A 15,291-nucleotide genomic window follows, 5' to 3' on the forward strand; every position below is an offset into this window, starting at 1 on the left:
CACAAAAACCCTAGGAAAGAAAGATGCCCCCCAAGAAGAAGAAGCTCGCCGGGATCATCAAGCTTCAGATCCAGGCCGGCCAGGCGAACCCGGCCCCTCCGGTCGGGCCCGCGCTCGGTCAGCACGGCGTCAACATCATGGAGTTCTGCAAGGCGTACAACGCCGCGACCGAGTCGCAGCGTGGCAACGTCATTCCGGTCGAGATCTCGGTATACGAGGACCGGACCTTCGACTTCAAGTTGAAGACTCCGCCCGCCGCCAAGCTGCTGCTCAAGGCCGCCGGTGTGCAGAAGGGCTCGGCCGAGCCGCACAAGACCAAGGTCGCGAAGGTCACCATGGACCAGGTCCGGGAGATCGCCAAGACCAAGCAGGAAGATCTGAACGCCAAGGACATCGACCAGGCGGCCAAGATCATCGCGGGTACCGCGCGTTCGATGGGTATCACCGTCGAGGCGTGAGTTCGCACTCGCAATCCCGGTGGGAGGGTCGGCCAGACCCGATAACCACTTCTGAACCACATTAAGGACAGAAAATCATGGCAAAACGAAGCAAGGCGTATCTCGCCGCGGCCGAGAAGGTCGATCGCACTCAGCTCTACTCCCCGCTGGCCGCCGCGCGGCTGGCGAAGGAGACCGCAACCACCAAGACCGACGCGACCGTCGAGGTCGCCGTTCGTCTCGGTGTGGATCCCCGCAAGGCCGACCAGATGGTCCGCGGCACGGTCAACCTGCCGCACGGCACCGGTAAGACCGCCCGCGTCATCGTGTTCGCGGCCGGTGAGAAGGCCGCCGAGGCCGAGGCCGCCGGTGCGGACGCCGTCGGCGCCGAGGATCTGATCGAGCGGATCCAGGGCGGCTGGCTGGACTTCGACGCCGCGATCGCCACCCCGGACCAGATGGCCAAGGTCGGCCGGATCGCGCGTGTCCTCGGCCCGCGCGGCCTGATGCCGAACCCGAAGACGGGCACGGTCACCAACGATGTGACCAAGGCCGTCAACGACATCAAGGGCGGCAAGATCAACTTCCGCGTCGACAAGCAGGCCAACCTGCACTTCGTCATCGGCAAGGCGTCCTTCGACGATGCCAAGCTGGTGGAGAACTACGGCGCAGCGCTGGACGAGATCCTGCGTGCCAAGCCGTCGACGGCCAAGGGCCGCTACGTCAAGAAGGTGACGGTCTCGACGAACACCGGACCGGGCATCCCGGTGGACCCGAACCGCACCCGCAACCTCCTCGACGAGGATGCGTAAGTAGCACCCGGCTCTTCGGAGCATTGGCGCCTCTCCGGACGCTGAGTACCAGCACAAAGGGCGGGAACGCGAATCGCGTTCCCGCCCTTTGTGCTTTTCGAACCCGGATCATGCGAACTGGGAACTGCTGACATCGATTCCGTACGGTCGCGCCGGACTAATCGACTTGTCGCGGACGTTGCCCCTCAGGTGACCGCTGTTCTGCTCATCTCCGGAAGCACGCGCAGTGCTTCGACGAATACCGCCGCATTGCGCACCGTGGCGGCGATCGCGCCGGAGGGCATCGAAACCTTCTGGTACGACGGGCTTTCCGAACTCCCCGCCTTCAGTCCGGACGACGACGGGACCGCCCACCCCTCAGTTCTCGCACTGCGCGAACACCTTTCCCGCGCCGACGCCGTCCTGCTCTGCACCCCCGAATACGCGGGCACCCTTCCGGGCAGCTTCAAGAACCTGCTCGATTGGACCGTCGGCACCGCCGACCTTTACGAAAAGCCGACCGCCTTCCTCAATGTCGCCGCCCAGGGCCGCGGCGAAGGTGCGGCCGCGACCCTGACTACGGTCCTGGGTTACGTCGGCGCCGTGGTCGACCCGGCAAACTGTCCCCGCCTCCCCGTAGCACGCGATGCCATGGATACCGACGGCCTGGTCACCACCCCCGAATTCCGCACCGGCGCCCTGGCGGCCCTCACCCTCCTGGCCCGCCAGGCCGCGCACGTCTGACCGTCGCCGAGGCGAGTCGAAAGGTGGCTGCCGGAGCACATCCGAACCACCTTTCGACTCGCCTCGACGGTCAGTCGGTGTTGCGCCAGCCGAGGAGGACGGACTCGCCTTCCGGTGCGGCCCAGGGGAGGAAGATGGCGACGATTACGGCGCAGACCACCACCGCACCCGCGGCGACCAGTGATGCTGCGTGGGAACCCTGTAGTGCTGCGGTTTTCATTGCGATGATGAGGTTTTCGCGTTGGGTTTCGAAGAACGGTGCCAGCGGGCGCTTGCGCATTTCGAGGACGCTGAGCGGACTGGCCTTCACCAGGCTCTTCTCGTTGTCGCTCATCAGCCCCTTCGGCACCGCATCGATGCGCGCGGCGATCCGAGTCGTGTAGTACGAGGCCACAATCGAGCCGAGCACCGCGACGCCGAGGGTGCCGCCGATCTCGCGGGTGGTGTCGTTGACCGCCGACCCTGCGCCCGCTTCGTCCAGTGGCAGTGCCGACATGATCGATTCGGTGGCCGGGCCCTGCACGATGGCCAGACCGAGCGCCATCGAAACCATGGACGGCAGCACACCGATGACGTAACTGCTGTCCACCGTGACCTGTCCGCCGAGATACAGTCCGACACCGGTGAGCAACAACCCGAATACGATCACCGGCGTGGTGCCGATGCGGGTCGCCATGAGCGTCGCGATCGGTGCGCCGACCGCCACCGAGAACGCGAACGGCAGTGAGGCGATACCGAATTCGAGCGGCGTGTACTCCCGTACCCCTTGGAAGTACTGAGTAATAAGGAACAGGAACCCGAACATCGAGAAGTAGCCGACCGCAATCGCCAAGGCAGGCATCGAGAATCGGCGATTGCGGAAAAGGCGCATATCGAGAATCGGTGCGCTGGTACGCAATTCCCACGTGATGAACGCCGCGAGCAGTGCGCCGCCGAGTGCGCTGACGCCGAGTGTGGTCGTGGAAAGCCAGCCGTATCGCGGCGCTTCGATAATTGCCCACACCAGTGCGGTGATGCCGGTGACCGACAATCCGATGCCCGGCAGATCGAGCCGCCCCACCTGGGCGGATCGCGATTCGGGCACCCAGATCAGGGTGGCGGCCAGGGCGATCAGCGCTACCGGCACATTGATCCAGAAGACCGAATGCCACGAAAAGTGTTCCAGCAGCCAGCCGCCGGAGATCGGGCCGATCGCGATGGCGAAGCCGGCCATGGCCGTCCAGGCGGCGATGGCCAGTGCGCGCTCGCGCTTATCGGTGAAGATATTGATGATCAGCGCCAGCGTCGCGGGGAAGACGGCCGCGGCGAAAACTCCCATCGCAGCGCGGGCGGCGATAACACTGCCCATGGATTCCGACAGGGCACCGCCGATGGACATGACGGCCACGCCGACCAGGCCGATCATCATGACGCGGCGGCGTCCGTAGCGGTCGCCGAGATTGCCGAAGGCCAGCAACAATCCGGCGAAGGTCAGGGTGTACGCGTCGACGACCCATTGCAGGCCGCTGACGCCGGTGGCCAATTCCACTCCGATGGAGGGTAGGGCCACATTCACGATGGTGTTGTCGAGGACGACCAGCAGCTCCGCCAGACAGATGACGGCAAGAGCGATGAAGCGCCTGGTGCGTCGTTCCAACAGCACCGGTGGATCGACTATGGAGGTTGCCATAGTTAGGTAGTGAAACAGTAACTGTGACTCTTGGTAACGCTTTATTGCGGCGATGTCCGACACATATTGGGCCGAATTGTGAGCTGCACCACAACAATTCAGGCGCGGAAGGGTTCCGTTCGTAGCCGTTTTGGCAGATGGCGGCGGGTTCGGCTACTCTGGACCGAAGTAATCGACGAGTTCGATGACTACCCAATCCGTTCTACCGAAGACCGTTGGTCGCTGCGCCCGTTCGGGCGTGGTCGAAGGTCCGGCATCGAGCCGGCGGCCCACGCAGGGAGGACCGAGGCTGGGATTCGATCTGGGCCATGCCTGGGTCGATCACCTATTGCGCCCCGGAACGCTCTGCGTTCGGGGCGTTTGCTTTTCGCTGGCCCCTGGTACTCGGCAGTTCGAATACGAACCGACATCCAGAGAGGAGGCGAAGTATGGCAAAACCCGAGAAGGTCACCGCGGTCGAGGAGATCACGGAGCAGTTCAAGAGCTCGTCGGCCACCGTCATCACGGAATACCGTGGTCTGTCGGTCGGTAAGCTCACCGATCTGCGTCGCGCGCTCGGCGAAGGCGCTACCTACTCCGTCGCCAAGAACACCCTGGTCAAGCGGGCGGCTGCGGAAGCGGGCGTCGTTGGCCTGGACGACTTGTTCGTCGGACCGACCGCCATCGCCTTCATCAAGGGCGAGCCGGTCGACGCAGCGAAGGCCATCAAGACCTTCGCCAAGGACAACAAGGCGCTCATCATCAAGGGCGGGTACATGGACGGCGCCGCGCTGTCCGTTGCCGAGGTCGAGAAGATCGCCGACCTGGAGTCCCGCGAGGTGCTGCTGGCCAAGCTGGCCGGCGCGATGAAGGGCAACCTGGCGAAGGCTGCCGGTCTGTTCAACGCTCCCGCTTCGCAGGTGGCCCGCCTGGCCGCTGCGCTGCAGGAGAAGAAGCAGGCCGAAGAAGGCGGAGCTGCCGCCGAGTAACACCCCCGGGTGGATCGCGTGCGGCTCGCCCACATAGACAACCAACTACCGAAAGGAAACAACAATGGCCAACGTTGACGAACTGCTCGAGACCTTCGGCAACATGACCCTGCTCGAGCTGTCGGACTTCGTCAAGAAGTTCGAGGAGAAGTTCGAGGTCACCGCGGCTGCTCCGGTCGCCGTCGCCGCCGTCGGTGGCGCTGCCGCTCCGGCCGAGGCCGCCGAGGAGCAGGACGAGTTCGACGTCGTCCTCGAGGGTGCCGGCGACAAGAAGATCCAGGTCATCAAGGTGGTCCGTGAGATCGTCTCGGGCCTGGGCCTGAAGGAAGCCAAGGACCTCGTCGAGAGCGCCCCGAAGCCGATCCTGGAGAAGGTCGCCAAGGACGCCGCCGAGGCTGCCAAGGCGAAGCTGGAAGAGGCTGGCGCCAAGGTTTCCGTGAAGTAATTCGCGAGTAACTCGCCGAGCGGGCGGTTCCCATTGGGGGCCGCCCGTTTGCGTTGTCATGACGGGTGCGACGGTAATGCGAATATTGCGAGTGATTCGGGGTTACTCTTCGGTCAGGTAAGGGTGTGCCGCGTCATGCTCATGGGATACAGTGACCGCACCCACTGTGATGCGACACACCGTGATACCGAATAGCGCGGTTCGCCGGTGGGTGGCTCGCTGAGAATTTGTGGAGGTTGGCGTGGGCGTCGAGGTCAGGACCGAGGGTGTTACCAAGTCCTTCGGTTCACAGCGAATTTGGCAGGACGTCTCATTGACGCTGCCCTCGGGTGAGGTCAGCGCGCTGCTCGGCCCCTCGGGTACCGGTAAGTCCGTCTTTTTGAAGTCGCTGATCGGTCTGCTGCGTCCGGAGCGCGGTTCGATCTTCATCGACGGCACCGATATCACCACCTGCTCCAATAAGGAGCTCTACGAAATCCGCAAGCTGTTCGGTGTGCTGTTCCAGGACGGTGCCCTGTTCGGCTCGATGAATCTGTTCGACAATGTGGCGTTCCCGTTGCGCGAGCACACCAAGAAGTCCGAGTCCGACATCAAGAAGATCGTGATGGAGAAGCTCGAGCTGACTGGTCTGCTCGGTGCGGAGGGCAAGCTGCCCGGTGAGATCTCCGGTGGTATGCGCAAGCGTGCCGGTCTGGCCCGCGCGCTGGTGCTGGATCCGCAGATCATCCTGGTCGACGAGCCCGACTCCGGTCTGGACCCGGTCCGTACTTCGTATCTGTCGCAGCTGCTGATCGACATCAACGCTCAGATCGACGCGACGATCCTGATCGTGACTCACAACATCAACCTGGCGCGCACCGTGCCCGACAACATCGGGATGCTGTTCCGGCGTTCGCTGGTGATGTTCGGTCCGCGTGAGGTGTTGTTGACCTCGGAGGAGCCGGTGGTCAAGCAGTTCCTCAACGGCCGCATGATCGGTCCGATCGGTATGTCGGAGGAAAAGGACGAGGCGCAGATGGCGCGCGAGCAGGCGCTCGTGGACGCCGGACACCATCATGGTGGCGCCGAAGAGGTCGAGGGCATCATCCCGCAGATGCGGGCCACTCCCGGTATGCCGGTGCGCCAAGCGGTGCTTCGCCGTCAGGCGCGCGTCCGCGAGATCATGCACACCCTCCCGCACGCGGCCCAGGCGGCTATCCGTGAGTCACTCGAGCAGAGCGACGATACGCAGGTGATGGCGTACCAGAACGGGGAGCTGGGCGGATACCAGGGTGGGTCATTCGACACTACCGTGCGCCACAACACAACTAACGGGTAACATCTGCGATCGTGAATTCCACCCTGGCGCGATTGCGGACTCCAATGGAGTCGGGGTTTGGCCAGGCCGGCAACATCTTTGCGCTGTTCATCGACGTTATGCGCAAGACGTTCAAACGGCCTTTCCAGTTGCGCGAATTCATCGAGCAGTCGTGGTTCATCGCGAGTGTCTCGATATTGCCGAGCGCACTGGTTGCCATCCCGTTCGGTGCGGTTGTCGCGCTGCAGACCGGCTCTCTGATCAAACAACTAGGCGCCGAATCGTTTACCGGCGCAACCAGCGTCCTGGCTACCGTCCAGCAGGCCGCCCCCGTTGTCACCGCGTTGATCATCGCGGGCGCGGCCGGATCGGCGGTAGCCGCCGATCTCGGCTCGCGCACCATCCGTGAGGAGATCGACGCACTCGAGGTGCTCGGCGTCGATCCGGTGCAGAAGCTCGTGGTGCCGCGCGTACTCGGCATGATGCTGGTCGCGCTGCTGCTCAACGGTCTGGTATCGGTGGTCGGCATCGCCGGCGGCTATTTCTTCAATGTCGGGCTGCAGGGCGGTACGCCCGGCGCCTACCTCGCTTCGTTCTCCGCGCTGGCCCAATTGCCGGACCTGTGGATCGGCGAGATCAAGGCCTTGGTATTCGGTCTGATCGCAGGCGTGATCGCCGCGTACAAGGGGTTGCATCCCAAAGGGGGCCCGAAAGGAGTCGGAGACGCGGTGAACCAATCCGTGGTTATCACCTTCATGGTTCTGTTCTTCGTGAACTTGATCCTGACACTGGTGTATTTGCAGGTCGTCCCCGCCAAGGGCGCCTGACCCGTGGCCACCTCGTACCGTCCCCCGGTCCTGGCGAAATCCGCCCGCCGGGTCCGTGAGATCGCGCGCATGCCGGTGAATATCGTCGATCGCGCCGGCGATCAGATGTCGTTCTATTCCAAGGCCATCGCCTGGATACCGCGCACCGCGGTGCACTACCGCAAGGAGGTCATGCGGCTGCTCGCCGAGGTGACCTTCGGCAGTGGTGCGCTGGCCGTCATCGGCGGCACCATCGGCGTCATCGTGTTCATGTCCGGCTCGGTCGGCGTCGTCGTCGGCCTGCAGGGCTTCAAGGCGTTGGATTCGCTCGGCAGCTCGGTGCTGACCGGCTTTCTCACCGCGTACATCAACACCCGCGAGATCGCGCCGCTGGTCGCGGCGCTCGCGCTATCGGCAACGGTGGGTTGTGGTTTCACCGCCCAGCTCGGCGCGATGCGTATCTCCGAGGAGATCGATGCGCTCGAGGTGATGGCGGTGCCCGGTGTGCCGTTCCTGGTCACCACCCGGGTGATCGCAGGCTTCCTCGCGGTCATCCCGCTCTACATCGTGGGCCTGCTGGGCACATTCCTGGCGTCGCGAATGATCAGCATCTGGTTCAACGGACAATCCAGTGGTTCCTATGACCACTATTTCAGTTTGTTCCTGCCACCAGAAGACGTCTTGTATTCATTCGTCAAAGTATTGGTCTTCGCATTCGTAATCATCATGGTGCATTGCTATTACGGCTTCAATGCCACCGGCGGACCGGCCGGTGTCGGCGTTGCGGTGGGTCGCGCGGTGCGCGCGGCGATCGTCCTCGTGAATGTGCTCGATTTCTTCCTGAGCCTCGCAATCTGGGGAACTACTACGACAGTGCGGGTTGCTGGATGAGCGCGGATCATCGAATTGGGAGCGGCAGTGAGGTGCCGTCATGAGTAATCGCGTGCAGATGTGGCGCGCGACGGAGAAATTGCGCGTCCGGCTGCTCGGTATCGCATTCTTCGTGGTCTGCGCACTATTCCTGGTCACCACGGTCGCGATCTACAACAAGGCGTTCGTCGATACCGTCCGGGTCGAACTGATCACCGACAGCGTGGGAAATGCGTTGACCCGCAATGCCGATGTGAAGGTGCGCGGCGTCAATGTCGGCGAGGTCAGGTCGAGCCGGTCCGAGGGCGGCAAGGTGACCCTCGACCTCGCGATCGATCCCGGTAAGGCGCAGCAGATTCCGGTCAATGCGACGGCCCGGCTGCTGCCGAAGACGCTGTTCGGCGAGCGGTATGTGGATCTGGTCATCCCGGACGAGCCGAGTAAGCAGCACCTGACCGAGGGCGTGACCCTGCATCAGGACACCAGCGGCAATGCCATCGAGATCAGCAAGCTGCTCGACGATGTGCTGCCACTGCTGCAGGCGATTCCGCCGCAGGATCTCGCCTCGACGCTCGGCGCACTGTCCCAAGCGCTTTCGGGTCAGGGTCTGGCGCTCGGTGAAACGGTGGAGAAGTTGGATCACATCTTCCGTGAGGTCAACGGGGTCATGCCCGATCTCAAGCAGGATCTGGTGAGCTTCGCCGATGTGGCCGCCACCTATTCCGATGCGCTGCCGCAACTGGTCGACGCATTCGACAACCTGCGCACCACCAACGCGACCATCGTGCAGCGCCGCCCGCAGATCGATACCCTGCTGGCCACGCTGAATCCGACCGCGGCCACCACCACGGACTTCCTGATCGCCAACCGCGACAACATCATCGATGTGGCCGCCGACTCGCGGCCCGCGCTGGAACAGCTGGCGACCTACTCGCCGACTTACACCTGCGCAATAGCGAACTTCGCCAAGATGAAGCCGCGCATCGACCAGCTCATGGGTATGGGCACCAAGCGGCCCGGCTCGCGAGTCACCATCGAGCTGACCAACACCCGCGGCAAGTACCTGCCCAACCAGGACGAGCCACGCTGGCTGGACACCCGCGGGCCTTGGTGCCTGCCCGAATACCCGGTCTTCACCGATCCGGGGCAGTACACCGGCGGACCGATCAACGACGGTTCCTACCAGGTGCCCAGCCGCAATCCGGGTGACCAGGACAGCGGCAAGCTGCCGGTGCCGCAGTTCGGCATGTACCCGGCCGCGAATGTGCCGACCACGGCCGGCTCGCCCGCCGAACAGCAGACCCTCGGCACGATCTACGGTGCGGCGAACGGTGTTTCGCCCGACCAGGTGCCCAGCTGGGTCACCAGGATCGGTGCACCCGCATTCCGTGGCAGTGAGGTGAGCGTGCGATGAAGGAAACGATGCGCGGCCTCGGCGGGCCGCTGACCAAACTCATCATCTTCATCGTCGTCACGCTGTTGGCGACGACGATCCTCGGGCTCTCGATCGCCAACTACACCGGCGGCGGCACCGCGTTCAAGGCGCGCTTCTCCGATGTCACCTCGGTCAATAAAGGTGACGAGGTGCGCATCGCCGGTGTCCGGGTCGGCAAGGTCACCAGCGTCAAGATCGTGGACAAGCGCCAGGCCGAGGTCGGATTCGAACTGACCGACCGAGATTGGCTGCCCGCGTCGACGACGGCGACCATCAAGTACCGCAACCTGGTCGGCCAGCGCTACATCGCGCTCGAACAGGGCACGGGCGAGCAGGGCCGCAAACTCAACAAGGGTGCGACCATCGGGCTCGAGCACACCAGGCCCGCACTGAACCTGACCACACTGTTCAACGGCTTCCGTCCGCTGTTCCAGACGCTGACCGCCGATGACGTGAACAAGCTGTCCTACGAGATCATCCAGGTCTTCCAGGGCGAGCAGGGCACCATCCACGATCTGGTGGCAACCACCGCGAACCTGACGAACAAGATCGCCGACAAGGACGCGGTCATCGGTGATCTGGTGCGCAACCTGACGGCCGTACTCAATGCGGTCAACGAGCGCGAGGGCCAGTTCGATCAGCTGATCGTCAATACCGAGGCACTGGTCAGCGGGCTGGCCGCCGAACGCGACACCATCGGCAGCTCGGTCACCTCGCTCGCCAATCTGGCCTCGGCCACCGCGGATCTGCTGGTGCCGACCCGCCCGACGCTGCAGGGCTCGATCGCCGGGCTCAGCCAGCTCACCGGCACCCTCGACGAGCGCAAGGACGACGTGAATACGGCGCTGACGAATCTGCCGATCAAGATGGAGAAGCTCGGCCGCGCCGGCAGCTACGGCTCCTGGTTCCAGTTCTATCTGTGCGGTATCGACATCGTGGTCGGACCGGGCGCGGTGGATGCGCCGCAGCTCAACCTCCCCGCCGGTTTGCCGACGGTCAACCAGCCGATCTACACCAATGCCGCACCGCGCTGCCAGGGGAAGGGTGGTCACTGATGGACGACCGGATCCTGCTCGGCAAGCGCAGCCCCGCGTTCCTGGGTGTGCTCGGCCTGGCCATGGTGCTGCTCGTGACGATCTCCGCGTTCTTCCTGGACAGGTTGCCGATCATCGGCGCGGGCACCAAATACACCGCGCAGTTCTCCGAGGCCGCGGGCCTCAAGAAGGGCAATGAGGTTCGCATCGCCGGTGTGAAGGTCGGTGCGGTGTCGGATGTTCGGCTCGACGGCAATAAGGTGCTCGTCGACTTCCGCACCCAGGACGCGTGGGTCGGCAACGAGACCACCGCCTCCATTCAGATCAAGACCGTGCTCGGCCAGAAATACCTGGCACTGGATCCGAAGGGCTCCGAGCCCGCCGATCCGAGCAAAGTGATTCCGCTGTCGCGGACGGTATCTCCGTACGACGTGGTGGACGCGTTCAGCGATGCGGCCAAGAACATCGACCAGATCGACACCGCGCAGCTGGCCACCAGCATGCGGGTGCTCTCGGAGGCGTTCGAGACCACCCCGCCGGAGATCCGCAACTCCATCGACGGCGTGGCCCGGCTCTCGGAAACCCTCGGCAAGCGCGATGAGGAGCTCAAGAAGCTGTTCGCGGCGACCAGGCAGACCACCGGTGTGCTCGCCGACCGCAATCAGCAGTTCGAGCGGCTGCTGGCCAACGGCGGACAGTTGCTGGCCGAGTTGAACATTCGCCAGCAGTCCATCGCGCAGCTGCTCACCGGCGCCAAGACGGTGTCGGCCGAACTGAGCGCGTTGGTCGCCGATAACGAGAAGCAGATGGGGCCGGCATTGACCAACCTCGCGGCCTCCATCGACCTGCTGAACAAGAATCAGCAGAACATTTCCAAGACGCTGGAACTCGCGGCGCCGTTCTACGGCCTCTACGCGAATGTGCTCGGTACCGGGCGCTGGTTCGACGCGGTGATCGTGAACCTGCTCCCGCCCGGCCTGCCGGAGATTCCGGGCGATCGGCCGCCGGTGCGCACCATGGGAGGTAACTGACATGGGGGTGAACTGGCCTCGTAAGGAGCCGCTCACCGCGCTGCGGACCTCGCGTCGCGGCACCAAGGCGACCATCGCGATCGGCGTGATCGCGGCGCTGGTCCTGGCCGGCGCCCTCTGGTGGCTTTTCGACCGGATGACCACGACAAAGATCACCGCGTACTTCGACCGCTCCGTGGGCATCTACGAGGGTTCGGATGTGCGCATCCTCGGCGTGCCGGTGGGCAAGGTGGATTCCGTCGAGCCGCAAGGCGAGCAGGTCAAGGTGGTGATGAGCGTCGACCGCAGCATCGACGTGCCCGCCGATGCCAAGGCCGCGCAGATCACGCCGTCGATCGTGTCCGACCGCTACATCCAGCTGACCCCGGCCTACACCGGCGGACCGAAAATGGCGCGCAACGCGACCATTCCGCGCGATCGCACGGTCACCCCGGTCGAGGTCGATCAGCTGTACAAGAGCATCACCGAACTCTCGGATGCGTTGGGCCCCAACGGCGCCAACGCCCAGGGCGCGGTGAACCAACTGGTGCGCACCTCGGCCGCGAATCTGGCGGGCAACGGAGAGGCGTTGGCCAACAGCATCACTCAGCTCTCGCGCGCGGCGCGGTACCTCGGCGATGCTCGCGGCGATATCTTCGACACCGTCAAGAATCTGCAGACCTTCGTCACCATGCTGGCCCAGAACGACCAGCAGGTGCGGCAATTCAATGCCCAGCTCGCGGATCTGTCGACCTTCCTCGCGGGGGAACGCCAGGATCTCGGCGCGGCGCTGAACCTGCTTTCGGTCGCACTCGGCGATGTCGCCCGATTCATCGACGAGAACCGGGATCTGATCCAGCAGAATGCCCAGGGCCTGACCACGCTCACCGCGACGCTCGCCAAGCAGCGCGACGATCTGGCCGCGGCACTGCCGGTGCTGCCGCTGGCGCTGAGCAATCTGATCAATATCCACAATGCCGAATCCGGCACCCTCGATATGCGCGCCAACTTCACCGATCTGCAGGATCCGTTCGGTGCGGTGTGCAAGATGCTGGATCTGAGCAAGTTGATGCCGGGTGATCCGAAGTTCGAGGCGCTCGGCAAGCAGATGCGCCCGATTCTGGATCACTGCAAGGAGATCACCGATCAGATCACCGCCGGTGTGAAGACGCCGACGCTGATCCTGCCGTTCGGCATCCTCAGCAATGACAATCAGCAGCGCGACCCGGTGCCCGGGACGGTTCCCGGCACCCCGTCCGATCAACTTCCGCCCTCGCAGGGAGGTGGCCAGCGATGAACAAGCGAATCCGTTCCCTGGCCAGCGCGGTGCTGGTGGTGGGCATGAGCACGGTTCTGGTGACCTCGTGCTCGTCCGAGGGTATCTACGCAGTGCCGCTGCCCGGCGGCGCCGATGTCGGCGACCATCCGATGACCATCGATATCCGGTTCGACGATGTGCTCGATCTGGTGCCGCAGTCCGCGATCAAGGTCGAGGGCGTGGCGGTCGGCCGCGTCGAGAAAATCGCCCTTGCTCCGGACGGCTGGACGGCCAGCGTGCGCGCTCTGGTGAACTCCTCGGTCGACCTGCCCGCCAATGCGCGGGCCGAGGTGCGGCAGTCGAATCTGCTCGGTGAGAAGTTCATCGAACTGTCCAAGCCGGCCGAGGAACCCGACAGCAAGAAGCTCGCCAATGGTTCGGTCATCCCGGCCGACCACACCCGGCACGCGACCGAGATCGAGCAAGTGCTCGGTGCGCTGTCGTTGCTGCTCAACGGTGGCGGCGTCGCGCAGTTGCAGCCCATCGTCACGGAGCTGAACAAGACGCTCGGCGGACGCGAGCAGCGGGTGCGCTCGCTGCTGGATCAGGCCAATACCCTGATCGGCGGGCTGAACGAGCAGGTCGACGACATCACAAGGGCCATCGACGGACTCGCCACGCTGAGCGGTCGGGTGAGCACGCAGACCGATCAGATCAGCAAGATCATCGATGAGCTGCCGCGGGGCATCAAGATCCTGGACGAACAACGGCCACAACTGATTTCGCTGTTGCAGCAGCTGGATCGGGTGGGTCAGGCCGGCTTCGACGTGTTGAACCACTCGAAGGACGACCTGATCAAGGATCTGACCTCGCTGCGTCCGACACTGCAGGAACTCGGCAAGGCGGCACCGGATCTGGTCACCGCGCTGCCGCTGATACCGACCTATCCGTTCCCGGACTCGACGCTGGAGGGCACCTTCGGCGGCCAGGTGAACACCTGGCTCTCGGTGGACCAGCAGATCGGTGTCACGCTCAGCAATCTCGGTGTCGGCAAGGGTGACCCGGTCTATATCCCGCCGCCCTACGGCCCCGAGGTGCCGGTGAATCCGACCAACCCGTACTACGGCGGCAATGGTCCGCGCCCGGGTTGGCCGACGGTTTCGCTGCTGCCGCTGCCGCCCAATATTCCGCGCTACCCCGCCGGCCTGCCGCAGCTGCCTGCCGATCCGCTCGGGGCGATTCTCGACCAGATCGGAGGTGGTCAGCGATGACCCGTCTGGTGCGCTACCAGCTGGTCGCGTTCGCCCTGATCGCGGTGCTCGGCGTGGTTTTCGTCGGCGCCAAATATGTTCGGCTCGATCACATGCTGGGCATCGGCGAGTACAACGTCAAGGTCGACGCGAAGCAGACCGGCGGCATCTACAAGGGCGCCGAGGTGACCTACCGCGGCGTCCCGGTCGGCCGGGTCGGCAATCTGGAACTCACCGACAAGGGTGTGGTTATCGGCCTGGTGCTCGATTCGAGTGCGCCGAAGATTCCGGAGTCGGCCAAGGCGGTGATCGCCAACCGGTCGGCCATCGGTGAGCAGTACCTCGATCTGCAGCCCGATTCCGATAAGGGCCCGTATCTGCGCGACGGTTCGGTCATCACCTCGGCGACGACCCCGATTTCCGTCGAGCAGTTGGTCCAGAGCGTGGATACCTTCACTCGCTCGGTCGATCTCACCGCGCTGAACACCACCGTCACCGAACTCGGCAAGGCCTTCGACGGCAAGGGCGACGACCTCAAGGTCTTCGTCGATTCGCTGAACAAGTTCACCGCCACGTTCAACGACAGCCTGCCGCAGACGATCCAGTTGATCCGCGACGGCCGGATCGCACTGGGCACCCAGGCCGAGCAGTCGGGCTACATCCGGCAGTTCAGCCAGGGCCTCGACCAACTCACCGCTCAACTGCGCTCGAGCGATCCGGACATCCGGCGGCTCATCGGCACCGGCACCGATGCCGGCCAGCAGATCACCGCGCTGCTGAACGAGAGCGGCGGCGCGCTCACCGAGGATCTGACCAACCTGCGTCAGCTGCTGCTGACCATCTCGCCGAAGTTCTACGCGCTGCGTCCGCTGCTGCAGATGCTGCCGGGGCTGTCCATCGGCGCCTCGTCCACCGCGCCCGGCGACGGCACCAGCCACTTCGGCCTGGTGCTAGAGGCGAACAACCCGCCCGCGTGCACCCAGGGCTACGAGGGCACCAAGGCGATCCTCGACCAGATGAAGCGGGAGAATCCGGACTTCGACGACACCCGCGACGAGTTCCCGTTCAACAAGGACGCGAAATGCACTGTGCCGTTCGGTAATCCGACCGCGGTGCGCGGTGGAATGCGCGCAGATCTGGCGGATCCGAGCATTGTGCAGCCCTGGGATGCCAACCCCAAGACCGATCCCGAGAAGCTGAATCTGAACCCGATCGCCGTACAGATGGCCACCCTGTTGGGGGTCACGCCCAAGCGGTGAACAGGACCTACGCGGCTA

General features: G+C 64.2%; 15 protein-coding genes. 14 read left to right on the forward strand and 1 reads right to left on the reverse strand.

All coding sequences use genetic code 11. From position 1 onward, the window contains the following. The first annotated feature begins 23 nt into the window (after positions 1-23). The 3 genes from rplK to ACFYOW_RS35355 all read left to right on the forward strand — a co-directional run bounded on the left by rplK (position 24) and on the right by ACFYOW_RS35355 (position 1,972). A complete protein-coding gene (gene rplK, locus ACFYOW_RS35345) occupies positions 24-458 on the forward strand; it encodes a 50S ribosomal protein L11 (RefSeq protein ID WP_040696015.1) in 435 nt (144 codons plus the stop codon). A gap of 77 nt (positions 459-535) precedes the next feature. Further along, entirely contained in the window at positions 536-1,249 is a 714-nt protein-coding gene (rplA, locus tag ACFYOW_RS35350) for a 50S ribosomal protein L1 (RefSeq protein ID WP_354960268.1), read from the forward strand. Between the two features lie 189 nt (positions 1,250-1,438). Continuing rightward, complete coding sequence (locus tag ACFYOW_RS35355; RefSeq protein WP_387294391.1) at positions 1,439-1,972, forward strand: NADPH-dependent FMN reductase; 534 nt, start codon at positions 1,439-1,441, stop codon at positions 1,970-1,972. Positions 1,973-2,042: 70 nt separating this feature from the next. On the opposite strand, the gene ACFYOW_RS35360 is transcribed toward ACFYOW_RS35355, so the two are convergent. Further along, the gene (locus tag ACFYOW_RS35360; protein ID WP_387294392.1) at positions 2,043-3,641 is read right to left on the reverse strand and encodes an MFS transporter; all 1,599 of its coding nucleotides are present in this window, start codon (positions 3,639-3,641) and stop codon (positions 2,043-2,045) included. A 428-nt stretch (positions 3,642-4,069) separates the two neighbouring features. Between ACFYOW_RS35360 and rplJ the strand changes: the two genes are divergently transcribed. From rplJ to ACFYOW_RS35415, 11 genes are all read left to right on the forward strand, one after another. Next, entirely contained in the window at positions 4,070-4,609 is a 540-nt protein-coding gene (rplJ, locus tag ACFYOW_RS35365) for a 50S ribosomal protein L10 (protein ID WP_364358575.1), read from the forward strand. 64 nt (positions 4,610-4,673) lie between these two features. After that, positions 4,674-5,054 carry a 50S ribosomal protein L7/L12 gene (rplL, locus tag ACFYOW_RS35370; RefSeq protein WP_043698929.1) on the forward strand — a complete coding sequence of 127 codons (381 nt, stop codon included), beginning with the start codon at positions 4,674-4,676 and terminating at the stop codon, positions 5,052-5,054. A 241-nt stretch (positions 5,055-5,295) separates the two neighbouring features. Then, a complete protein-coding gene (locus ACFYOW_RS35375) occupies positions 5,296-6,372 on the forward strand; it encodes an ABC transporter ATP-binding protein (RefSeq protein WP_387294393.1) in 1,077 nt (358 codons plus the stop codon). A gap of 44 nt (positions 6,373-6,416) precedes the next feature. Further along, complete coding sequence (locus tag ACFYOW_RS35380) at positions 6,417-7,178, forward strand: ABC transporter permease (protein WP_063045457.1); 762 nt, start codon at positions 6,417-6,419, stop codon at positions 7,176-7,178. A 69-nt stretch (positions 7,179-7,247) separates the two neighbouring features. Beyond that, positions 7,248-8,048, forward strand: a complete 801-nt coding sequence (locus tag ACFYOW_RS35385; protein WP_387294474.1) for an MlaE family ABC transporter permease — start codon at positions 7,248-7,250, stop codon at positions 8,046-8,048. Between the two features lie 40 nt (positions 8,049-8,088). Continuing rightward, positions 8,089-9,441, forward strand: coding sequence for an MCE family protein (locus tag ACFYOW_RS35390; RefSeq protein ID WP_387294394.1), 1,353 nt, complete (start codon positions 8,089-8,091; stop codon positions 9,439-9,441). A gap of 8 nt (positions 9,442-9,449) precedes the next feature. Beyond that, positions 9,450-10,517 (forward strand): MCE family protein, encoded by a 1,068-nt coding sequence (locus ACFYOW_RS35395; RefSeq protein WP_387294475.1) that lies wholly within the window; start codon positions 9,450-9,452, stop codon positions 10,515-10,517. Further along, a complete protein-coding gene (locus ACFYOW_RS35400) occupies positions 10,517-11,527 on the forward strand; it encodes an MCE family protein (RefSeq protein WP_387294395.1) in 1,011 nt (336 codons plus the stop codon). Before ACFYOW_RS35395 ends, ACFYOW_RS35400 begins: the two co-directional genes overlap by 1 nt. A gap of 1 nt (position 11,528) precedes the next feature. Further along, positions 11,529-12,803, forward strand: a complete 1,275-nt coding sequence (locus ACFYOW_RS35405; protein ID WP_387294396.1) for an MCE family protein — start codon at positions 11,529-11,531, stop codon at positions 12,801-12,803. Beyond that, entirely contained in the window at positions 12,800-14,035 is a 1,236-nt protein-coding gene (locus tag ACFYOW_RS35410) for an MCE family protein (RefSeq protein ID WP_387294397.1), read from the forward strand. The genes ACFYOW_RS35405 and ACFYOW_RS35410 overlap by 4 nt, the downstream gene beginning before the upstream one ends. Further along, positions 14,032-15,273 (forward strand): MCE family protein, encoded by a 1,242-nt coding sequence (locus ACFYOW_RS35415; protein WP_387294398.1) that lies wholly within the window; start codon positions 14,032-14,034, stop codon positions 15,271-15,273. The genes ACFYOW_RS35410 and ACFYOW_RS35415 overlap by 4 nt, the downstream gene beginning before the upstream one ends. The last annotated feature ends 18 nt before the right edge of the window (positions 15,274-15,291 follow it).

Source organism: Nocardia sp. NPDC006982 (genome assembly GCF_042869435.1).
In the GTDB taxonomy this organism is placed as follows: Bacteria; Actinomycetota; Actinomycetes; order Mycobacteriales; family Mycobacteriaceae; genus Nocardia.